General features: G+C 71.5%; 20 protein-coding genes and 1 tRNA gene. 12 read left to right on the top strand and 9 right to left on the bottom strand.

The window, feature by feature from the left end; genetic code table 11:
* Window positions 1-254 precede the first annotated feature (254 nt).
* Window positions 255-764, top strand: a complete 510-nt coding sequence (locus ACLF5H_RS19830) for a hypothetical protein (RefSeq protein ID WP_421677341.1) — start codon at window positions 255-257, stop codon at window positions 762-764.
* A gap of 1262 nt (window positions 765-2026) precedes the next feature.
* On the opposite strand, the gene ACLF5H_RS19825 is transcribed toward ACLF5H_RS19830, so the two are convergent.
* Window positions 2027-2114: transfer RNA gene (locus ACLF5H_RS19825), tRNA-Leu, on the bottom strand.
* Between the two features lie 183 nt (window positions 2115-2297).
* Window positions 2298-3245 carry a beta-ketoacyl-ACP synthase III gene (locus ACLF5H_RS19820; protein ID WP_421677340.1) on the bottom strand — a complete coding sequence of 316 codons (948 nt, stop codon included), beginning with the start codon at window positions 3243-3245 and terminating at the stop codon, window positions 2298-2300.
* A gap of 287 nt (window positions 3246-3532) precedes the next feature.
* Here ACLF5H_RS19820 and fdhD point away from each other — a divergent pair, with 287 nt between their 5' ends.
* On the top strand, window positions 3533-4393 hold the full coding sequence (fdhD, locus tag ACLF5H_RS19815) for a formate dehydrogenase accessory sulfurtransferase FdhD (RefSeq protein ID WP_421677339.1): 861 nt from the start codon (window positions 3533-3535) through the stop codon (window positions 4391-4393).
* Between the two features lie 151 nt (window positions 4394-4544).
* Window positions 4545-5264: an SDR family oxidoreductase gene (locus tag ACLF5H_RS19810; protein WP_421677338.1), complete on the top strand. Its 720-nt coding sequence runs from the start codon at window positions 4545-4547 to the stop codon at window positions 5262-5264.
* 71 nt (window positions 5265-5335) lie between these two features.
* Here the strand turns inward: ACLF5H_RS19810 and ACLF5H_RS19805 are convergent, their stop codons facing one another.
* Entirely contained in the window at window positions 5336-5812 is a 477-nt protein-coding gene (locus ACLF5H_RS19805; RefSeq protein ID WP_421677337.1) for a MarR family winged helix-turn-helix transcriptional regulator, read from the bottom strand.
* A gap of 181 nt (window positions 5813-5993) precedes the next feature.
* Between ACLF5H_RS19805 and ACLF5H_RS19800 the strand changes: the two genes are divergently transcribed.
* Together ACLF5H_RS19800 and ACLF5H_RS19795 are read left to right on the top strand one after the other, a co-directional pair.
* Window positions 5994-6911, top strand: a complete 918-nt coding sequence (locus ACLF5H_RS19800; protein WP_421677336.1) for a quinone oxidoreductase family protein — start codon at window positions 5994-5996, stop codon at window positions 6909-6911.
* A 184-nt stretch (window positions 6912-7095) separates the two neighbouring features.
* Window positions 7096-9000: an exo-alpha-sialidase gene (locus ACLF5H_RS19795; protein ID WP_421677335.1), complete on the top strand. Its 1905-nt coding sequence runs from the start codon at window positions 7096-7098 to the stop codon at window positions 8998-9000.
* Here ACLF5H_RS19795 and ACLF5H_RS19790 read toward each other — a convergent pair.
* The gene (locus ACLF5H_RS19790; protein WP_421677605.1) at window positions 8950-9999 is read right to left on the bottom strand and encodes a bile acid:sodium symporter family protein; all 1050 of its coding nucleotides are present in this window, start codon (window positions 9997-9999) and stop codon (window positions 8950-8952) included. The genes ACLF5H_RS19795 and ACLF5H_RS19790 overlap by 51 nt on opposite strands.
* A 209-nt stretch (window positions 10000-10208) precedes the next feature.
* Between ACLF5H_RS19790 and ACLF5H_RS19785 the strand changes: the two genes are divergently transcribed.
* The 3 genes from ACLF5H_RS19785 (at window position 10209) to ACLF5H_RS19775 (ending at window position 14158) form a co-directional block, all read left to right on the top strand.
* Window positions 10209-11078: a LysR substrate-binding domain-containing protein gene (locus tag ACLF5H_RS19785; RefSeq protein ID WP_421677334.1), complete on the top strand. Its 870-nt coding sequence runs from the start codon at window positions 10209-10211 to the stop codon at window positions 11076-11078.
* Between the two features lie 308 nt (window positions 11079-11386).
* Window positions 11387-13213 (top strand): AMP-dependent synthetase/ligase, encoded by a 1827-nt coding sequence (locus tag ACLF5H_RS19780; protein ID WP_421677333.1) that lies wholly within the window; start codon window positions 11387-11389, stop codon window positions 13211-13213.
* A gap of 108 nt (window positions 13214-13321) precedes the next feature.
* Window positions 13322-14158 carry an aldo/keto reductase gene (locus ACLF5H_RS19775; protein WP_421677332.1) on the top strand — a complete coding sequence of 279 codons (837 nt, stop codon included), beginning with the start codon at window positions 13322-13324 and terminating at the stop codon, window positions 14156-14158.
* Between the two features lie 105 nt (window positions 14159-14263).
* Here ACLF5H_RS19775 and ACLF5H_RS19770 read toward each other — a convergent pair whose 3' ends face one another.
* Entirely contained in the window at window positions 14264-14875 is a 612-nt protein-coding gene (locus ACLF5H_RS19770) for a hypothetical protein (RefSeq protein ID WP_421677331.1), read from the bottom strand.
* 190 nt (window positions 14876-15065) lie between these two features.
* Here ACLF5H_RS19770 and ACLF5H_RS19765 point away from each other — a divergent pair, with 190 nt between their 5' ends.
* On the top strand, window positions 15066-15773 hold the full coding sequence (locus tag ACLF5H_RS19765) for a glycoside hydrolase family 75 protein (RefSeq protein WP_421677330.1): 708 nt from the start codon (window positions 15066-15068) through the stop codon (window positions 15771-15773).
* 42 nt (window positions 15774-15815) lie between these two features.
* On the opposite strand, the gene ACLF5H_RS19760 is transcribed toward ACLF5H_RS19765, so the two are convergent.
* On the bottom strand, window positions 15816-16796 hold the full coding sequence (locus ACLF5H_RS19760; RefSeq protein ID WP_421677329.1) for a class I SAM-dependent methyltransferase: 981 nt from the start codon (window positions 16794-16796) through the stop codon (window positions 15816-15818).
* Between the two features lie 147 nt (window positions 16797-16943).
* Between ACLF5H_RS19760 and ACLF5H_RS19755 the strand changes: the two genes are divergently transcribed.
* Window positions 16944-17708 carry a phytanoyl-CoA dioxygenase family protein gene (locus tag ACLF5H_RS19755; RefSeq protein WP_421677328.1) on the top strand — a complete coding sequence of 255 codons (765 nt, stop codon included), beginning with the start codon at window positions 16944-16946 and terminating at the stop codon, window positions 17706-17708.
* Between the two features lie 69 nt (window positions 17709-17777).
* On the opposite strand, the gene ACLF5H_RS19750 is transcribed toward ACLF5H_RS19755, so the two are convergent.
* Both ACLF5H_RS19750 and ACLF5H_RS19745 read right to left on the bottom strand, forming a co-directional pair.
* Window positions 17778-18518, bottom strand: coding sequence for a class I SAM-dependent methyltransferase (locus tag ACLF5H_RS19750; protein WP_421677327.1), 741 nt, complete (start codon window positions 18516-18518; stop codon window positions 17778-17780).
* A 5-nt stretch (window positions 18519-18523) separates the two neighbouring features.
* The gene (locus ACLF5H_RS19745; protein WP_421677326.1) at window positions 18524-18829 is read right to left on the bottom strand and encodes a 4a-hydroxytetrahydrobiopterin dehydratase; all 306 of its coding nucleotides are present in this window, start codon (window positions 18827-18829) and stop codon (window positions 18524-18526) included.
* Between the two features lie 182 nt (window positions 18830-19011).
* Between ACLF5H_RS19745 and ACLF5H_RS19740 the strand changes: the two genes are divergently transcribed.
* Window positions 19012-19839, top strand: coding sequence for a helix-turn-helix domain-containing protein (locus tag ACLF5H_RS19740; protein ID WP_365200356.1), 828 nt, complete (start codon window positions 19012-19014; stop codon window positions 19837-19839).
* A gap of 119 nt (window positions 19840-19958) precedes the next feature.
* Complete coding sequence (locus ACLF5H_RS19735; RefSeq protein ID WP_421677325.1) at window positions 19959-20822, top strand: helix-turn-helix domain-containing protein; 864 nt, start codon at window positions 19959-19961, stop codon at window positions 20820-20822.
* Between the two features lie 93 nt (window positions 20823-20915).
* Here ACLF5H_RS19735 and ACLF5H_RS19730 read toward each other — a convergent pair whose 3' ends face one another.
* On the bottom strand, window positions 20916-21341 hold the full coding sequence (locus tag ACLF5H_RS19730; protein ID WP_421677324.1) for an OsmC family protein: 426 nt from the start codon (window positions 21339-21341) through the stop codon (window positions 20916-20918).
* Window positions 21342-21381 lie beyond the last annotated feature (40 nt).

Below are 21381 nucleotides of genomic sequence, written 5' to 3'. Positions count from 1 at the left end.
TCGCGAAAACCCTCCGGAACCGGCAGCCCGAATGGGAGACTCTTTGGGACGCAACAACTCAGAGGGGTCAAGGCATGGCAACGGACGCCCACGACGGACCGGTTCCGGACAGAGATGCTCGTGGGCAGCAAGTCCTCGGCCTCCTGGACAAGGCAATCGGCGGTCAGAGCCCACTGGTTCGCAAGAACATCGCACGGGCCCGTCAGCGGAACCCGGAGGCGACGCCAGGGCAGGTCATACGTAGCCTGGAGCGGATGTACGTCAGCGCCTTGACCGGGACAGGTGCCGCAGTCGGGGGAACCGCGGCCGCGCCCGGGGTCGGTACGGGAGTCGCGCTGGCGCTGTCGGCGGGTGAGGCATTGTCGTCTCTTGAGCTGACTGCACTCTTCGCGCTCTCGATCGCCGAGGTTCACGGTGTCCCCATCGACGAGGTCGAGCGGCGCCGGACGATCGTCATGGGGATCATGCTCGGCGGGACCGGCTCCACGACCATCACCAAGATTGCCGAGCGGACCGGGCAGCACTGGGGACGTCAGGTCGTCGCCAGGGTTCCGGTCGAGACGCTGCGTCAGATCAACAAAATCCTGGGGAAGAACTTCGTCACGAAGTACGGGACCAAGCAGGGCATCATCGTTCTCGGCCGAGTGGCGCCGTTCGGTATCGGCGCTGTGATCGGCGGTAGCGCAAATGCCGCCATTGCCACTCTCGCGGTGAGGGCCAGTCGTCGCGCGTTCGGCCCTGCCCCGATGTCGTGGGACGGCTGACGCGCAGGACTTCACGCCGTGCGTGAACTTGCCTGGATGATCTCGGTGCACTGAGGGCGTCGAGCGCCCCGCCTCCGTCGCAAGAGTCGAATACGGCACCGTGCGGTCGCCTCCGGACCGTCTGAACGCGTTGACGCGGAATCTCGCCTCCGCGTAGCTGGCGAGGCGCTGGCCCAAAACCAGCAGGTCCTTGCAACAGATATGGGAGAAGCAGCGCAAACCAAGGGGGGAATTCGTGGGCGACGGAAGGTTCAGCCGTACCTATTTGAGGTGCCGCAGTTTCATCAAAGTCGACCAGGGCGTCCGCGTGATCGACCATGACGGGCTGCTGAGTCATCTCCTCTGCCATGCCTCCCGTCAGGTCGCCACGCTCGTATCGGTCGAGTGAGGCCCCGAGGTTCGACGCGGCCGACGGATGCCGAGTGGACGCTGAGTTACCGAGGTGAGCGCCTGCCGACCATCGGCTTGCCCGCCAAAGGGTGGTTCGCTGTTTGGTTCCCGGCTCACACTATGTGGGAACACGAACGGAATCTCTTGGGCTGGGTCGGAAGCGATCGATCCGGTGGGACGGCCGCGAGGGGTGTTGAACAGTTGCCAGCGCTCACTTCCCCCCACGTGAGCCGCGAGTTGCTCCGTAGGTACCCAGGACTGGCTGTGCACCGGCTGTTGCCTTGCCAAGTACCACGGTCGCGGTAAGCGGCGAAGCAAGTGGCGGCCCCTCGGCGAGTTCAGCGGTCGGCGCACGGGGGGCCGTGGCACTGGACGGCCGTTGCCCTCGCTGGCTGATCGTCTCAGGACCCACTCTCGGAGCGAACGTGCGCAGGACCGAGCCCTGTGCTCCAGTCCGGCCAAAGGCTTGTTCACCGACGCCAAGGCATCTGTCGCCGACAGATGCTTGCCATCCGACGGTTCCTCCGCGACCAGGGCATCCAGCCCCGCAAAACCAGCACGCAGAGCACCGCAGCCCGATCCGGTGAGCCCTCCCACCCGCGCCAGGCGCGACCGCTTCCGACCGAGCAGCCGAGCCTCCGCCGCGCTCCGCCCCCTGAAAACCCCAAACGCCTGCGCCACAGCTACCGGCCGTCACGCAGGCAGGTCCTGTTTCCGCAGTGAGAGGCGCAGTACCTGGACCGCCACCGCCTCACCTCCTCATCGGGCCGATCACGAGGCTCGAGGCCCCAGAAACGACGAAGTACCGGTGAGTCACATGACTCGACCGGTACTTCGTGAACGCTTCGGGGCGATCTCGCGAGCGTCCCTGCTGGTGTCCGAGGGGGGACTTGAACCCCCACGCCCGATAAAGGGCACTAGCACCTCAAGCTAGCGCGTCTGCCATTCCGCCACCCGGACAAGGTGTCTGTCGCCTTGCGGAGGGCTTCCCTCGCGGCGACATGGACAACAATACCAAGGTTTCGGAGTGCCTTTCACCTGCGTATTTCGCCCGGGTGGGCGAGGAGGCGGGCGGGGTGGGCGGCCGTGCACGCGGTGCGGAACCGCGTGCACGCAGAGTGACCGCGCGCGGGCGGTCGCGCCCTACGGGCAGTGGATGACCTGACCGGCGTACGACAGGTTCCCGCCGAAACCGAAGAGGAGGACCGGCGCCCCGGTGGACAGGGCGCCCTGTTCGACGAGCTTGGAGAGGGCGAGGGGGATGCTCGCGGCGGAGGTGTTGCCGGATTCCGTCACATCGCGGGCGATCACCGCGTTGACCGCGCCGATCTTCTCCGCGAGAGGCTCGATGATGCGCAGGTTGGCCTGGTGGAGGACGACGCCCGCGAGGTCCTCGGGGGCGGTCCCGGCGCGCTCGCAGGCCTGGCGGGCGATGGCCGGCAGCCGGGTGGTGGCCCAGCGGTAGACGCTCTGGCCCTCCTGCGCGAACCGCGGCGGCGTGCCCTCGATCCGCACCGTGTGCCCCATCTCCGGCACCGACCCCCACAGCACGGGCCCGATCCCCGGCTCCCGCTCCGGCGCGCACGCCTCCACCACCGCGGCGCCCGCGCCGTCGCCGACGAGGACGCAGGTGCTGCGGTCGCTCCAGTCGGCGACGTCGGTCATCTTCTCGGCGCCGATGACCAGCGCGCGGGTGGCCGCACCGGCGCGGATCGTGTGGTCGGCGGTGGCCAGGGCGTGGGTGAAACCGGCGCACACCACGTTGATGTCCATCGCGGCGGGCCCCGGGATGCCGAGCCGGGCCGCGACCCGCGCGGCGGTGTTCGGGGACCGGTCGATCGCGGTGGAGGTGGCGACGAGGACCAGGTCGATGTCGGCGGGCCCGAGCCCCGCGGCGGCGAGGGCCTTGGCGGCGGCGTGCGCGGCCAGCTCGTCCACCGGCTCGTCGGGGCCGGCGATGTGCCGGGTGCGGATGCCCACCCGCGTGCGGATCCACTCGTCGCTGGTGTCGACCATGCCGGCCAGGTCCTCGTTGGTGAGCACCCGGGCGGGCTGATAGTGGCCGATGGCGGCGATACGAGAGCCGTGCATGACGGGGTCCCCTTTGTTGCCGTGGTGAGCGGGATCCACAGTCTGCTGAGTGACTCACCAGTACGAGGGCACGTGAAGCCACAGGAAACGGGCATATGAATTGTCGGCTCCCCTCAGCACCCCCGAGCCCTCGCGAGCACCACCGGGCCGCCCGCGAAGCGGGCCGCGGCCTCGTCCTCCATGTGCAGGACAATGCATGTGCAGGACAATGAGATCTCCGCATCGCAGATCCCGCACCAAGGGCCGCTTCGGCCACCAGCACGTACAGAACCGGGGCTGATCAGGACATGGGACGAGTCACGGAACGACGCAAGGTCCTCCGCATCCGGGACGGCGCGGTCTCCACCCGGCCGGACACGCTCGTCGCCGAGGAGCCCCTGGAGATCCGGCTGAACGGCAAGCCGCTGGCGATCACCATGCGCACCCCGGGCGACGACTTCGCGCTCGCGGCCGGGTTCCTGGTGAGCGAGGGCGTGCTGGCCGCCGCGTCCGACCTCCAGAACATCGTCTACTGCGCGGGCGCGACCGCAGACGGTTCGAACACCTACAACGTGGTCGACGTGCGGACCGCCCCGGGCATCTCCCTCCCCGACTTCACCCTCGAACGGAACGTGTACACCTCGTCCTCGTGCGGGCTGTGCGGCAAGGCCAGCCTGGACGCCGTACGTACGACCACCCGCTGGCCGATCGCCGACACCCCCCGCCTCCGCGTCACGCCCGCGTTGCTGGCCGGGCTGCCCGAACGGCTGCGGGAGGCCCAGCGGGTGTTCGACCGTACCGGGGGCCTGCACGCGGCCGCCCTGTTCACCGAGGACGGGCGGCTGCTCGATATCAAGGAGGACGTCGGCCGCCACAACGCGGTCGACAAGCTGGTGGGGCGGGCCCTTCAGAACGGCGGGCTGCCGTTGTCCCGGACGGTGTTGCTGGTCTCCGGCCGGGCCTCGTTCGAGCTGGCGCAGAAGGCCGTGATGGCCGGGATCCCGGTGCTGGCGGCGGTGTCGGCGCCGTCGTCACTGGCCGTGGACCTCGCGGCGGAGACCGGCCTGACACTCGTCGGATTCCTGCGGGGCAGCTCGATGAACGTGTACGCGGGGGACGACCGGATCGTCCTCGCGCAGGAGCCGGAGCCGGAGACGGCCAAGAGCTGACCGCCACCCGGACGACCACCGAGGCCACAAGCGGCGGCACACCCCTCGGAGAATCGCCGCGGCCGGAAGAAGTCTTGGACGAACCCGCCCCCGGAGCCGCAGGCTTGGAGACGTACGGAAAGACGGAGCCGGCTGACGGAGAGGTAGTTCCATGGGTCTGCGGGGACAGCGTGTGGTGGTGCTCGGGGGTACGTCGGGCATCGGGTTCGCGGTGGCCGAGGGCGCGGCGCGGGAGGGTGCCGAGGTGGTGGTCGCCTCACGGCGGCGGGAGAGCGTGGACGCGGCGCTGAAGCGGCTGCCGGAGGGTGCGCGCGGGGAGGTGCTGGACACGACGGACGAGGCCGCGGTGCGCGGGTTCTTCGAGGGCCTCGGCGCGTTCGACCATCTGGTGTACACGGCGGGCGAGACGCTGCTGCTGGAGAGCGTGGCGGACACCGGACTGGACCGGGCGCAGCGGTTCTTGGACACCAGGCTGTGGGGTGCGTACCGGGCGGTGAAGTACGGCGCCGGGTCGATCCGGGAGGGCGGGTCGATCGTGCTGACCACGGGTACGGCGGGGAACCGGCCGCTGCCGGGTTCGAGCGTGGTGTCGGCGCTGTGCGGGGCGATGGAGTGCCTGACCCGGGCGCTGGCGCTGGAGTTGGCGCCGCTGCGGGTCAACGTGGTCGCGCCCGGCCTCGTACGCACGGAGTTGTGGCGGGAGTTGCCGGAGGCGGAGCGCGAGGGGCGGTACGGCGCGGCGGCGGGATCACTGCCGGTGGGCCGGGTGGGTGAGCCCGCGGATGTGGCGGAGGCGTACCTGTATCTGATGCGCGGGGGTTACAGCACCGGCTCGGTGGTGGTCGTGGACGGCGGCGGAACCCTGGCCTGAGGTCCGGTCCGACACCGCGCCGGTCATCCCTCCGCGCGGTCATCCCTCCTCGCGATCATCCCTTTGCACGGTCATCCCTCCGTGCCGGAGATCCGCGTCAACAGGAGCATGAACAGCTCGCGTTCGGCCGCCGACAGCGGAGCGAGCAGTTCCTCGTTGGCCGTCCGGGCGGCCTGCTCGCAGCGTTCGAGGAGCAGGCCGCCCTTCTCGGTGAGGGACACGGCGTTCTTACGGCGGTCCCCGGGATCCGGCGCGCGGACGACCAGGCCGGCGCCCTGTAGGTCGTTCAGGATGCCGACGAGGTCCTTGGGGTCGAGGGCGATCCCCCGCGCGAGGTCGGCCTGCGCCACGGGGGCGAGGTCGCGGACGGCGGAGAGTGCCACGTGGTGCCACATCTTCAGGCCCTCGGCGGCGAGCGCGTCGGCGACGAGGGCCCGGCCCCGGGCGGCGGCGCGGCCGAGGATCCAGCTGGGCAGCGCCCGGATCGCGGTCAGGGGCGGTTCGGATGTCGGTGCCGGTTCGGCACTCGGGGACGGTTCGGCGGCCATGTCCGGAAGCCTATCCGAGAAATCGTTGGACTCCCCCATGAATCTCGGCGTACCGTTGGGACTCCCAACGAATTCGCGGGGTTCGGCTCCCCCCTTGCCCCGCGACCGATCCCGCCGGTTCGACCTGGCCCGACCCAGTCTGACCCGGTCCGGCCCGGCCCCACCGGCCACGGAGGTTGCGATGCGTCGCGTCCGGTACGACTCTCCCGGCGGCCCCCTGTTCATGGAGAAGGCCGACATCCCCGAGCCCGGACCCGGGCAGCTGCTCGTGCGCTGCGCCGCGATCGGTGTCACGCTGCCGGTCGTCCGCAAGGTCCGCGAGGCCGCCGAGCCGATACCGCTGGGCGGCGAACTGGCGGGCGAGGTGGTGGCGGTCGGCGCGGAGGTGACCCGGTTCCGGACCGGCGACCGGGTGACCGGACTGTGCTTCGGGCACGGGTACGCCGAATACGCGGTGCTGGACCAGGCCATGGCCTCACCGGTGCCCGAGGGCGCCACCGAGGTGGACGCGGTCGCGCTGGTGCGCGGCGGGCTGGTCGCGCTCGGCGCCCTGTCGGCGGCGCGCCCGGAGCCGGGCGAGTCCGTGCTGGTGACGGCGGCGGCGAGCGGGGTCGGCCATCTGGCGGTGCAGCTGGCGCGGGCGCGGGGCGCGGGACGGGTGGTGGGGGCCGTGTCCGACCCGGCGAAGGCGCCGTTCGTGCGCTCCCTCGGCGCGGACGACTGCGTCCGGTACGGCGACGAGAGCTGGGGAGAGCCGGTGGACTGCGTCCTGGACGCGGTCGGCGGCGAGCTGCTCACCCCCGCCCTCGCCGCCCTCGCACCCCACGGCCGACTGGTCGCCTACAGCTCGGGCGGCGGCACGGTCCGGGCGTACGACCTCCTCGGGGGCGCCAAGTCGGTGATCGGCTTCCAGATGGCCCTGATCGCCCGCGGCCGACCCGAGCTGTACGAGCGGTGGCGCCGGGAGCTGTGGGGGTTGTTCGCCGAGGGAAGCGTACGACCCGTCGTGCACGCGGAGTTCGCCCTGGAGGAGGCGGCGCGGGCGCACGCAGCGATAGATACGCGGTCCAACCTGGGCAAGGTCGTGCTGCGCCCATGAGTCCCCGGGCGCTTGCTCGGGTAAACCCCCGGATGCTTCCGGTGGCGGGCTCCATCGTCTCGCGCGGCGGGTCCCGGCACACTTCTTGTATGACACCAAAGGCCCAACTACCTTCGATGGGGCGCACCTTGGACATGGGATGTCCGGACGTCCAGATGTCCGGCCGACGAGAGGCAGGCCGTACGTGCCGTCATGTCTTCGCGCCCGACTCAGATCCGTACTCGCCGCGGCCGCCGTCATGACGACGGCCCTCCTCGCGCCCCTGCTGCCGGCCCAATCGGCCCACGCCCAACCGACCCGATCGACCCCGCAAAACCAACAGGCCGGCGGAGCGCCCGAGTTCGGGCAGCAGGTGCTGTTCCGGGCGTCCCAGGACCCGGGGTACGCCTGCTTCCGCATCCCCGCGATCGTCAGGACGAAGGACGGGACCCTGCTGGCCTTCGCCGAGGGCCGGGTGCTCAACTGCGGGGACGCCGCCGACATCGACATCGTGGTCAAGCGGTCCACCGACGACGGCCGCACCTGGAGCCCGCTGCGGGTGGTCAACGAGGGCGCGGGCGACACCCATGGCAACCCGGCGCCGATCGTGGACCGGACGACCGGCCGCGTCTGGCTCGCCGAGACGTACAACACGGGGCGCACGGACAGCGCCAGTTGCTCGGTCCCCTGTGACCGCACCCCGCATCTTCAGTACAGCGACGACGACGGGCTGACCTGGTCCGCGCCCCGCGATCTGAGCCCCGAGATCCTGCCCGCCGACTGGAACTCCTGGTACGCGACGGGCCCGGTGCACGGTATTCAGCTGACCAAGGGGCGGTACGCGGGCCGACTGGTGTTCGGGGTCAACGCCGAGACATGGAACGGCAGCCGGATCACCGCCAACCACGCGGCGCTGATCGTCAGCGACGACCACGGCGGCCACTGGCGGATCGGCGCCACCGACACCTGGCCCATCGCGGAGGACGGCACCTTCCGGCAGAAGCCGTCCGAGCTGACCCTCGCCGAGCTCGGGGACGGTTCGATCCTGGTCAGCGGGCGGGAGACGGACGGCACCGACCTCGGCCAGCGCACCCAGACCACCAGCCGCGACGGCGGCGACAGCTTCACCGCGCCCTTCCGCGCCCTGCCCGGCCTGTACACCCCACAGGTGCAGGGGTCGATACTGCGCCTGGGCGACCGCGTCCTGCTGGCCTGCCCCGCCGACCCCGACCGGCGCCGCACCATGATGATCCGCTCCTCCTACGACGGCGGTCGCACCTGGGACAGCGTGGACCGGGGCACGGTCGTCACCACCGACTGGTCCGGCTACTCGGATCTGGTGCGGACCGCCGACGGCACCGTGGGCCTGCTGTACGAGGGCGGGGCGGTGGACGCGCGGGACGAGATCCGCTTCGCCCGGTTCACCGAGGACTGGCTCACCCCGCGCCGGGGCCCCGACCCGGTCACCCCGGACCTGGCCCCGGGCGCCCGCCCGGCCTCGGTGCTCGGCGGCGCGCGGCGGACGGACGGTGTCTTCGGGGGCGCGCTCACCTTCGACGGCACGGACGACGCCGTACGGCTGCCGTACCGCGCGAGCCTTCCCCTGGACGCGAAGGACTTCACCGCGTCGCTGTGGTTCCGGTACACGGCGACGACCGGGGAGCAGCCGCTGCTGTGGATGGGCGGGATCGGGACCAGCGAGCCGCAGGTGTGGCTGCGCGGGGAGCCGGCGAACGACCGGATACAGGGGCTGATCACCGCCCGGGACGGCGCCGCGGCACCGCGGACGGTGTCCGTGCGCACGGACGGCGCGTACAACGACGGGCGGTGGCACCACGCGGTGCTGCGCCGGGGCGGCGGGGCGCTGTCGCTGTTCGTGGACGGTGCGCGGGCCTCGGTGGCCGATGTGCCGGGCTCGGTGAGCCGTGGCTCGGCCTTCGGTGTGCACATAGGCCAGCGGATGGACAGCCGGGCCTTCTTCACCGGTGCGATCGACGAGGTGCATGTGTGGGACCGGGCGCTGACCGATCAGGAGCTGGCGGACCCGAAGGCGCTGCGGTCACCGAAGGACACGGTTCTGTGGCTGCCCCTGGACCGGGTGCGCGACTGACTCCTCGGCGCCGCCGCCCGTCCCGGTCCCGGCGGCACCGGCGTCCTCGGCCTCGACCCCCGGGTCATGGGCGCGGCGCTTGGCGATGAACGCGCACACCATCAGCTGCATCTGGTGGAAGAGCATCAGCGGGAGCACGGCAAGGGAGGCGTGGGCGCCGAAGAGGACGCTGGCCATGGGTAGTCCGGCGGCGAGGGACTTCTTGGAGCCGGCGAACTGGATGGCGATCCGGTCCGCCCGGCCGAAGCCCAGCGCCCGGCCGCCGTACCAGGTCCCCACCAGCATCACGGCGAGCACCGCGGCCTCGACCAGCAGGAGCGCGCCGAGCCGGGCGGGGCTGACCTGGTGCCAGATGCCCTGGATCATGCCCTCGCTGAACGCGGTGTAGACGACGAGCAGGATGGAGCCGCGGTCGACCAGTCCGAGGACCTTCTTGTGCCGGGTGATGAAGGGGCCGATCCAGCGCCGCAGCAGCTGCCCGGCGAGGAACGGCACCAGCAGTTGCAGCACGATCTTGACGAGGGAGTCGGCGGAGAACCCGCCGCCGCTGTTGCCGAGCAGTACGGCCGCCAGCAGCGGGGTGATGACGATGCCGACCAGGGAGGAGAAGGAGCCGGCGCAGATGGCGGCGGGCACGTTCCCGCGTGCGATGGAGGTGAAGGCGATGGAGGACTGGATCGTGGACGGCACCAGGGTCAGGAAGAGCAGGCCCTGGTAGAGGGGCTGGGTGAGGAGGAACGGCACGGTGGCGCGGGCGGCCAGGCCGAGTGCGGGGAAGACGAGGAAGGTGCAGGCCAGCACGGTGACATGGAGCCGCCAGTGGCGCAGTCCGTCGAGTGCCTCGCGGGTGGAGAGGCGGGCGCCGTAGAGGAAGAAGAGGAAGGCGATCGCGGCGGTCGAGGCGCCCGAGGCCACGGTGGCGCCGGTGCCATGGGCCGGGAACAGGGCGGCGAGGCCCACCGTGCCGAGGAGCAGCACGATGTACGGGTCGATCGGCATCCAGCTCGGCCAGCGCAGGCGTGTCACGGTGCTCCGATGGTGTGCGAGGACATGGGGGGACGTGGGGGGCATGGGGGTGTGCGACGGCGTTCCGGCCGGGCCCGTGGGACCGGACCCCTCCTCATGATCCCTTGCCTCGCCTTGATCGGGAATCCCGTACACCACTCTCACTGTCATCATGATTCGCGATAGCGACGTACGCTGGGCCCGTGTACGACCCGACGCAGCTGCGGACCTTCCTCGCGGTCGCCCAGACGCTGAGCTTCACCCAGGCGGCCCGGCGCCTGGGCCTGCGCCAGTCCACGGTGAGCCAGCAGGTGCGCAGGCTGGAGGACGCGGCGGGGCGTCCGCTGTTCGTCCGGGACACGCACTCCGTGGAGCTGACCGAGGACGGCGAGGCGATGCTGGGCTTCGCGCGCCGGATCCTTCAGGTGCACGAGCAGGCGACGGCGTTCTTCACCGGGACCCGGGTGCGCGGGCGGCTGCGGTTCGGCGCCTCGGAGGACTTCGTGCTGACCCGGCTGCCGGAGATCCTGGCGGGCTTCCGTCATGACCATCCGGAGGTCGATCTGGAGCTGACGGTCGAGCTGTCCGGGATCCTGCACGAGCGGCTGGCCGCAGGAAGGCTCGACCTGGTGCTGGCCAAGCGGCGCCCGGAGGATCCGCGCGGGGCACTGGTCTGGCGCGACGACCTGGTGTGGATCGGCGCCGAGCGGCTGCGCCTGGACGCCGGGCGGCCGGTCCCGCTGATCGTGTATCCGCCGCCCGGCGTCACCCGGGCGCGGGCCCTGGAGGCGCTGGAGCGGCAGGGGCGGGACTGGCGGATCGTCTGCACCAGCGGCAGCCTCAACGGGCTGATCGCGGCCGCCCGCGCGGGGCTCGGGGTGATGGCGCACTCGCGCCGGCTGATCCCGCCGGGCCTGTTCCGGCTGCCGGAGCGCGCGGGGCTGCCGGAGCTGGGCAAGGTCGACTTCGTGCTGGCGCACGGCCGCCACCGGCCCGGGACGCAGGAGGCGGCGGACGCCCTCGCTGCGGCGGTCCTGGCGGGCGGGGAGCGGCTGCGGCGCCATGGCGGCTGACGGCGGTGTGGCGCTCTTCACAGGGGGCGGGCCGCGCACGGCGTGGTCATGGCCGTAATCGCCCTGTACAGAGCGGTAATCGGCGCGTACAGATTCGGTGGAGATTACGCCGCCGAAACTTACTGACCCGTCAGTATTGTGTCCGTCCCTTCCCCATGTGCGGGCATTTTCCGGACAACCATCGGGCGGAAGGCGAGGTTTGCTCTGTTTCCGCCCCCCTCCCCTCCGGTCAGGGTGTGAGGTAGCTTTCACGGCGCTGTGCCGCACATCACCGGCGCGTTCAGGCAGCGAGGATCGGGGAGCGAGGATTGCGCGAGTTCACCAACCCGCCTCTCACGTCGGCACCGCCGGTGGGTGGTCTGGCCGATGTCGTCTTCGAGCACGCCCGGACGGACCCGGGGCGGGTGGCCCTCGGCCGCAAGGACGCTGGGGGGCAGTGGCGCGATGTGACCTCCGCCGAGTTCCGTGACGAGGTCCTCGCCCTGGCCAAGGGCCTGCTGGCGAGCGGGGTCCGGTTCGGCGACCGGGTCGCGATCATGTCCCGTACCCGCTATGAGTGGACGCTCTTCGACTTCGCCCTGTGGACCATCGGCGCCCAGGTGGTGCCGGTCTATCCCACGTCCTCGGCCGAGCAGTGCTTCTGGATGCTGTACGACGCCGAGGTCACCGCGGCGGTCGTGGAGCACGAGGACCACGCGATGACCATCGCCACGGTGATCGGCCGGCTCCCGCGGCTGCGTCAGCTGTGGCAGCTGGACGCGGGCTGTGTGCAGGAGCTGTACGACGCCGGCGCGCATCTGGACGACGAGGTGGTGCACCGGCACCGGCAGGCGGTCACCCCGGACTCGGTGGCCACCGTCATCTACACCTCCGGCACCACGGGCCGTCCCAAGGGCTGTGTGCTCTCGCACGGGAACTTCATGTTCGAGGCGGACAGCGTGGTGGGCCGCTGGGAGCCGGTGTTCCACTCCAAGCGCGGCGACGAGGCGTCCACCCTGCTGTTCCTGCCGCTCGCCCATGTCTTCGGGCGCATGGTGGAGGTGGCCACGATCCGGGGCCGGGTGCGGCTCGGCCATCAGCCGCAGCTGAACGCCGCCGCCCTGCTGCCGGACCTCCAGGCGTTCCAGCCGACGTTCATCCTGGCGGTGCCGTACATCTTCGAGAAGGTGTTCAACGCCTCCCGGCGGAAGGCGGAGAAGGAGGGCAAGGCGGGGCCGTTCGAGAAGGCGGTCGATGTCGCGGTGCGGTACGCGGAGGCGATCGAGACGAAGGCATGGGGGCTCGGGCCCGGTCCGACGGCGGGGCTGCGGATGCAGCACCAGTTGTTCGACAAGCTGGTGTACGCGAAGGTCAGGGCCGCGATGGGCGGCCGGATCCGCAACGCCATGTCCGGCGGCTCCGGCATGGACCGCAGACTCGGGCTGTTCTTCGCGGGCGCGGGCGTGCAGATCTACGAGGGCTACGGACTGACCGAGTCCACGGCCGCGGCGACCGCGAACCCGCCCGAGCACACCCGCTACGGCACGGTCGGCCAGGCGATCCCGGGCACGACCGTGCACATCGCCGACGACGGCGAGGTCTGGCTGTACGGCGGCAATGTCTTCCAGGGCTATCTGAACAACCCCAAGGCGACCGACGGATCGCTGCACGACGGCTGGCTGGCCACCGGTGACCTGGGCTCCCTCGACGAGGACGGCTATCTGACGATCACCGGCCGCAAGAAGGAGATCCTCGTGACCTCCGGCGGCAAGAGCGTCTCACCCGGGGTGCTGGAGGAGCGGGTCCGCGACCATCCGCTGGTCAGCCAGTGCATCGTGGTCGGCAACGACCGCCCCTACATCGCGGCCCTGGTCACCCTCGACCACGAGGCCGTCGAACACTGGCTCCAGATGCGCGGCAAACCGGCGATGGCGCCCGCGCAGCTGGTGCGGGACCCGGATCTGGAGACCGAGGTGCGGCGCGCGGTGGTCGCCGCGAACACGCTGGTCTCACAGGCCGAGTCGATCCGCACCTTCCGGATACTGGCGCAGCCCTTCACCGAGGAACACGGCCTGCTGACGCCGTCGTTGAAGCTGAAACGGAAGGCGATCGAGAAGGCGTACGAGCGCGAGGTCGAGGCCCTGTACAAGTCCTGACAGGGCCGGGACGGATCCGGATCTTCCAGGCGCGTCAGGAATGTATCGCGGTGTGTGATCGTTGACGATGGAGAACCACGTCGTCGACCAGCGAAGGATCACGAGCTCGTGAGCAGCAAGGTCCCCCCGATCATCCTCAACAACGGCGTCGAGATGCCCCAGGTGGGCTTCGGCGTGTGGCAGGTGCCGGACGACGAGGCCGAGCGGGCCGTCGGCACGGCGCTCGAGGCCGGGTACCGCAGCATCGACACGGCCGCGGCGTACGGCAACGAAGAGGGCACCGGCCGGGCCATCGCGGCCTCCGGTCTGCCCCGCGAGGACATCTTCGTCACCACCAAGCTCTGGAACAGCGACCAGGGGTACGACGCGACCCTGCGCGCCTTCGACACCTCGCTCGGCAAGCTGGGGCTCGACCATCTCGACCTGTACCTGATCCACTGGCCGCTGCCGACCCGGGACACGTACGTCGACACGTACAAGGCGCTGGAGAAGCTGTACGCCGACGGCCGGGTCCGGGCCATCGGCGTGTCCAACTTCCTCCCCGAGCACCTGCGGCGGCTCGCCGAGGAGACGTCCGTCATCCCCGCGGTGAACCAGATCGAGCTGCATCCGCATCTGCAGCAGCACGCGGCCCGGGAGTACCACGCGGAGCAGGGCATCCGGACGGAGGCATGGTCGCCGCTCGGGCAGGGCAAGGGGCTGCTGGAGGTGCCGGCGATCGTGGCGATCGCGCAGAAGCACAACCGCACTCCGGCGCAGGTGGTGCTGCGGTGGCATGTCCAGCAGGGCACCATCGTGATCCCGAAGTCGGTGACGCCGTCGCGGATCAAGGAGAACATCGAGGTGTTCGACTTCAGCCTGGACGCGGAGGACCTGGCGGCGATCGGCGCGCTGAACGAGGACCGGCGGATCGGCCCGGACCCGGCCACGTTCGACATGGGCTGAGCAAGTCTTCTCCGGCCGCGCGTTCAGGGCACGCCCTGAGCCGCGGCCGGTCCGGGGCGCTCACCGGCGGCGGCCGGGCGCCGCCTGCGCCCATCCGTACCGCTCTCACAGCGTATGCGCGTCCGCGTGCACCACCTCGAACTCCTCCAGCGCCACCACCGCGGCCCGCGCCTTCGCGGTGCCGGACTCGCGGATGGCGGAGAGGGCGGCGCGGGAGGACGCGAGGGCGTGGTGGTCGGTGAAGACCGTGCCCGCGATGCCCCGGCCCCGGTCGTGGTCCAGCAGCAGCGCCGTGCGGGCGAGTCCCGGCACCGTCTCCAGACGCGGCAGCGCGGTCGCGTGGAAGGTGTCGGCCAGCAGGTCCGCGTCCCGGGGGTCGAACTCCAGCCGGGCGACACGCAGTCCGCCGCCCACCACGGGCCGGGGCAGGGCGTGGAAGACCGCGACGCGATAGTGCTCGACGGCCAGCGACGCGGCGAAGGGTTCCAGCAGGGCGGGGCGCCGCTCCCGCATCACCTCGTCGCTGTTGGCCTGCGCCTCCTCGGACTCCCACCAGCTGACCGTGAGCAGTTTGCCCAGCTCGCGATCGACGAAGACGCCCGCGCCCCGATAGCCGGGCCGCTCCTCCAGCAGATCGTGGCCCTGGCTGTTCAGCGCGCGCAGGGCCGACTCCAGCCGGGCCGGGCCCCCGGTCGCGTACACCGTGCGTACGAACATGACGCCTCACCTCCCGGGCGCGAAGAACGCGGATCCCTCCGGTGACTCCAGTCTCGCCATGAGCACAAACCCCCGCAATACGCACGGGGTTCCCACGAGTTCGCAACCGGAGGGTTGACGCGCACATGGCGCCTGCGCCACCGTGGAGCCGCCCGGTAAGGAAAGTTTCCTAACAGAAGGGTCCCCCACAGTGCGTCTTCGATCACTGACCCTCGCCGCGGCCTCCGGGGCCGCCCTGCTCGCCGCCGGCCTGATGCCGGCGCACGCGCTCGCGAACCCCGCGCCGACAGCCACGCCGAAGGCCGCCCAGGAGGGCTCGGTCAGCGCGGCCGACCTGCTCGCCAAGGTGAAGTCCTGTTCGCAGATCTCCAACGGCAAGTACAAGACCGACGACGAGACCTCGGCCACGGTCCCCGTCTGCGGCAAGAACGGCGCGGTGTTCTGGAAGGCCGACATGGACATCGACTGCGACGGCCAGCGCACCACCAACTGCAACGAGGACCGCGACCCCTGGTACCAGGACGACACCGCCTTCCACCAGTCCGACGGCAAGGCCCTGAAGTCCGAGTCGCTGCCCTATGTCGTGGTGCCCAGCACCAGCAGCATCTGGAAGTACTCCGACTACGGGATCAAGGGCGGCGGCGTGGTCGCCGTCATCTACGGCAACAAGGTGGAGTACGCCGTCGTCGGCGACACCGGCCCCACGAAGATCATCGGTGAGGCGTCGTACGCCACCGCCAAGGCGCTCGGGATCGATCCCGACCCGGCGACCGGCGGCGCGGACTCGGGCGTGACCTACATCCTGTTCAAGGACTCCAAGGTCTCCCCCATCGAGAGCCACAGCGCCGCCGTCTCTCTCGGCGACCAGCTGGCGCAGCAGTTCATAGCCGACAACTGACGTACCGGCACGTACGGGCACGTACCGGCACGTACCGGTGCGTCAGGACGGGCGTACGGCCGTGTGCACGGTGTACGCGGACAGCACGAAGACGTCCGGCCGCCGGTGCACGCTCGCCGGGTCGGCGGGGTCCAGGAGCCGGTCGACGGTGTCCCGGTCCTCGGCGGCCAGGGCGTCGCCGAAGCCCTCGCGCAGTCGGCCGAGGTTGGCGGCGACGTAGGCGCGGGTCCGCTCGTCGGCCGGGGCGGGCAGGTCGAGCAGGAAGCTGCGGGTGCCGGTGTGCCGCAGGCCCGCGGCGGTCAGCAGGGCCGGCCAGTCCTCGGTCTCGGCGACGGAGCCGGGCAGTTCGGTGCGCATCCGCGTGAACCAGTCCTCCTCCAGCGCGTCCAGCCGTGCCTGGAGCCCCGGGCGGCCGATGCCGAGGTCCCGGGGCAGGAAGCGGGAGGGCAGACCGCCTTCGAGGAGGGCCAGGGTGCCACCGGGGGCGAGCCGCCGGCCGAACTCGGTGAGCGCGGCCCGCTGGTCGCCGAGGTGGTGCAGGCTGCGGCTGGCCCACAGCAGATCGGCCGGCTTCGGCAACTCGTCCAGTACGTCCGGGAGTTCACCGGCGAGGGTGTCGAAGCGGTCGGCCAGGCCGAGGCGGTCGGCGCGGGCGCGGGCCCGGTCGAGGAGGGGTGCGGTGCCGTCCACGGCGACCACCCGGGCACCGGGGAACGCCTCGGCGAACAGGCAGGACAGGACCCCGGGTCCGCTGCCCGCGTCCGCGATCAGCCCCGGCTCGGCGATGTCGTCCGCGAGCCAGGACAGGGCCTGCCGGTACAGGGGGGCGAACAGTTCGGCCTGGGCCTCCAGCAGGGGGGCCATCTCGTTCCAGTCGAGGTCCGTGCCGTGTCCGTGGCCGTGTCCGTGTCCGTGTCCGTGTCCGTGGCCATGCCGGTGGCCGTGGCCGTGGCCGTGCCTGGGTCCGTGGTCCTCTTCCTGTCCCTGGCCGTGGGTGTGATCGCCGTTGTGGTCCTGCGCCATGGTGGTCAGCCTCTCTTCCGGATGCCGTCAGGGTGCGACGGCACACCCAAAGAGGGCCAGTTCCGTTGCCGACCCGGCAAATTCCGCGCCGGGCGGCCGCCGGAAAACCGGATGCCCGGCCGCCTCCCCTCGTCCACCATGGCCCGCATGGGCAACGACATGGTGGAGCGCTTCCTCGCCGACGGGTTCGTGAAGATCGAGGGCGCGGTCGCGCCCCGGGTCGCCGAGGACTGCGCGCGGCTGCTGTGGCGGGAGACGGGGTACGACCCGGAGGACCCCGGCACCTGGAAGGAACCGGTGGTACGGATCGGCGGCCTGGCGCAGGGCCCCTTCGCGGCCGCCGCCAACTCCCCCGCCCTGCACGCGGCGTTCGACCTGCTGGTGGGCGAACGGCGTTGGCTGCCGCGGTACTCGCTCGGCACCTTCCCGCTGCGCTTCCCGCACCCCGAGGACCCGGGCGACGCCGGCTGGCACATCGAAGGCAGCTATCTGCCCGCGGGCGCCGGCTGGTTCCACACCAATCTGCGGTCCCGGGACCGGGCGTTGCTGATGCTGTTCCTGTTCAGCGAGGTGACCGAGGAGGACGCCCCGACGCGGATCCGGGTCGGTTCGCATCTGGATGTGCCGCGGATCCTCGAACCGTACGGCGAGGCGGGTGTCTCCGGCCTGGAGATCGCGCCGGAGCTGGTCGCGGCGAGCGAGCACCGGCCGCTCGCCCTGGCCACCGGGCAGCCCGGCGATGTCTATCTGTGCCACCCCTTCCTCGTCCACGCGGCACAGCCGCACCACGGCACCCGGCCGCGGCTCATGGCCCAGCCGCCGCTGGAGCCCGCGGTGCCGTACGAGCTGGAGCGGCCGGACGGGGCGTACTCGCCGGTGGAGACGGCGATCCGCCGGGGGCTCGGGCGATAGCCACCCGCGCCCCCGCCCCCCCGTTCCGACGGCCACTGGCACAGGCACTGGCACTGGCACTGGCACCCGTCAGTGTTTGCGGAAGGCGCGCAGGGTGAACGTCGGGTCCGCGCGCGGGCGGTCCTGGTCGGGGAGGTCGGCGAGCCGGGCGGCGTACGTCCCCCGGCGGGGATCGCCGGGCGGCAGCATGCTGAACCAGCCCCGGTGCAGGTCGGCGATGGTGCTGCGGGGGCTGCGGCCCTGGCCGACGCCCGGGAAGGCGGACCGCCCCGCGAGCGCGAGTCCGTGCCGGGCGGCCCGCGCGGTGACGAGGTCGGCGGCGTCCGCGGCGGGGCGGATCGGACGACCCGCGAGGGCGGCCTCGATGTCGCTGCCCACGTCGTGCGCGGCGGCCTTGTCGACCGTGGTGACGTACACCCCGCCGGGCCGCAGGACGCGGGCGCATTCGGCGAGGACGGCGTCCAGGTCGTCGGGGCCGGTCAGCAGGTGCAGCAGCCAGATGCTGGTGACGGCGTCAAAGGCGGCGCCGGGAAAGGGCAGTCGGCGGCTGTCGGCCCGGACGATCGCGCCGGGCAGCCGGGCGGCGGCCCGGCGGATCATGCCGTCGGCGAGGTCCGTGCCGGTCACCCGGGTCGCGGGGCGGGCCGCGGCGAGCCTGCGGGTGACGATGCCGGTGCCGCAGGCGAGGTCGAGGAGGCGACCGGGGCGGTCGGGTATCAGGCCGAGGACGGCGCGCGTGGCGGCTTCGGCGCGCCGCTCGCCGCCGCGCGAGGCGTCGTAGAGACGGGCTTCCTTGTCGTAATCGAGCACGACGCTCAGTGTGCGCCGTGGCCCGGGGCGATGTCTTCCACCCTGCGGGCGAGAGCGAAGTCCTTCTCGGTGAGGGTGCCGCCGGCACTGTGGGTGGTGAGGGTGAGGTCGACGGAGTGGTAGCCGAGGGTGCAGTCGGAGTGGTGGTCCAGCTCGTCCTGGATGCGGGCGATGTGCATGACCAGGGCGGCCGCGGCGAAGTGCGAGGGGAGCCGGTAGGTGCGGGTGAGCCGGTCGCCCTCCGCGGACCAGCCGGGGAGTTCGGCGAGCCGGTCCTCGATCTCCTTCTGCGACAGCGGTGCGACGGCCATGGCGCGGCTCCCTTCGGGTCGGCGGCGGATCTCCTCCCAGCCTGCCACGCGCCGGACCGGGACGGCCGGGCGACGCGTCCGCGGGGCCGATACCGGCTGGGGCACCATCGATTCCGGCCTGACCTGGCGCGTCCGCGGGCGCGAGGTCGTTGGGGTGCGCACTTCTCGTTTAGGGTCGAGGCATGACCATGGTCGCCACCGAAGCTTCCGTGTCCACCGCCGCCCCCGACAGCAAGGGGGTGGGTCCGCTGCTCCGTGCCTGGCGGGAGCGGCGCCGCATCTCCCAGCTGGAGCTGGCCCTGCGGGCCGACTCCTCCGCCCGGCACATCAGTTTCGTGGAGACCGGCAGGTCCCGCCCGAGCGAGGAGATGGTGCTGCGGCTCGCCGAGCATCTGGACGTGCCCGTGCGGGAGCGCAACGCGCTGCTGCTGGCCGCCGGTTACGCCCCGCGCTACCCGGAGACCCCGCTGGACGATCCCGCCCTCGACGCCCTGCGCGACGGCATGGAGCGGCTCATCCAGGGCTACGAGCCGTATCCCGCGCTGGTGGTGGACGCCGGGTACACGGTCGTGGCCGCCAACCGGGGCATCACCATGCTGCTCGACGGGATCCCGGAGAAGCTGCTGCAGCCACCGAACGCCATGCGGCTGACCCTGCACCCCGAGGGCCTCGCGCCGCGGATCCGCAACCTGAGGGAGTGGCGCGGACACCTGGTCGCGCAGATGGAGCGCCAGCTCGCGCTGCACCGCTCCGATCAACTCCGCGCCCTGTACGAGGAGGTGACGGCGTATCCGGTGCCCGAGGACGCGCCGGGCGAGGAGCCGGAGGAGCCGGTGCCGTACTTCGCGCTGCCGATGCGGGTCGAACACGAGGGCCGGATCCTGTCGTTCGTGTCCTCCATCTCCACCTTCAACACCCCGATGGACGTCACCGTCGCCGAACTCGCCATCGAGACCTTCCTGCCGGCGGACCCGGCGACCGCCAAGTACCTCCAGACACTGGCGGGTTGACGAACCCTCTCGCGGGTTGACGAACCTGTGATCCTTCAGTGTGCTCGATCCGCTGTGCGAGCAGGCGTCGCGTGACAGACTGCCGCAGGCCGGGGCGACACGGCAGGGGAGGGCGTGGCGTGAGTGAGCGGCGGGCCGCACCGACCGTGGGCCAGGTGGTGCTGGGCAAGCGGTTGCAGGAGCTGCGGGAGGCGGCGGGGCTCAGCCGGGAGGAGGCCGCCGGTGTGCTGCGGGTCGCGGCGGCGACGGTACGGCGCATGGAGACGGCCGAAGTCGCGCTGAAAATACCGTACTTGCAGGTCCTTCTCGACACCTACGGGGTGGCGCACCAGGAGGCGGCCGCGTTCGTGCGGCTGGCGGAGGAGGCCAATCAGCCGGGCTGGTGGCAGCGGTTCCACGATGTGCTGCCCGACTGGTTCAGTCTCTATGTCAGCCTGGAGGGCGCCGCCCGGATCATCCGCTCCTACGAGCCGCACTTCGTGCCGGGGCTGCTCCAGACCGAGGCGTACGCGCGGGCGGTGATGGAGGCGGGCACGATCGGGCAGAGCGAGCCGGAGTCGGTGGAGCGGCATGTGTCGCTGCGGATGGAACGGCAGCGGCTGCTGGAGCGCGCGAATCCCCCGCACCTGTGGGTGATCATGGACGAGACGGTGCTGCGGCGCCCGGTGAGCACGTCCGCCGATGTCATGCGCGAGCAGCTGGACCGGCTGATCGAGTGCGCCGAGCAGGACCGGATCACGCTCCAGATCGCGGAGTTCGCGGCGGGCCCGCACCCGGGGACGTACGCGCCGTTCACGCTGTTCCGGTTCGCCGAGCCGGAGTTGCCCGACATGGTGTTCACCGAGTATCTGACCGGCGCCCTGTATCTGGACGCGCGGCGGGAGGTCGCCGCGCATCTGGAGGTGCTGGACCATATGACGGCGCGGGCCGCCTCGGCGCGGCGCACCCGGGAGATCCTGCGGGAGTACCGGGCGCGGTTCTGACGGGCCCCGGGTCCGGCCGGCGCCCTGCGGCCCCGAGGTGCCGCGCCCCGATGGGGAGCGCGGCACCCGGGCGACCGGGACAGCCGCCCCGGCTCAGGCCAGTTCGGCGGTCAGGGTGATGGTCGTACCGGTGAGCGCCTGGCTGACCGGGCAGTTCTTCTTGGCGTCCTCGGCGGCCGACGTGAAGCCCTGCTCGTCCAGTCCGGGCACCTCGCCGCGCACGGTGAGGTGGATGCCAGTGATGCCCTCGCCGGGCTGGAAGGTGACGTCGGCCTTGGTCTCCAGCTTGGTGGGCGGGGTGCCGGCGCCGGCCAGGCCGTGGGCGAGGGCCATGGAGAAGCAGCTGGAGTGGGCGGCCGCGATCAGCTCCTCGGGGCTGGTCCTGCCGTTCGCCTGCTCGGCGCGCGACGGCCAGGACACCGGCTGCTCGCCGATGCCCGAGGAGTCGAAGCTGACGACGCCCTTGCCCTCAAGGAGGTTGCCTTCCCATTCGGTGTGCGCGGTGCGCGTGGTGGCCACGATGGTTCCTTTCACGAGGGATGCGGTCCCGTTGCCGGGT

It is taken from the genome of Streptomyces sp. LaBMicrA B280 (assembly GCF_049222185.1).
In the GTDB taxonomy this organism is placed as follows: Bacteria; Actinomycetota; Actinomycetes; order Streptomycetales; family Streptomycetaceae; genus Streptomyces; species Streptomyces murinus.
Note: the sequence above shows the minus strand (reverse complement) of the source record. Positions and strands in the feature narration are given on the sequence as shown.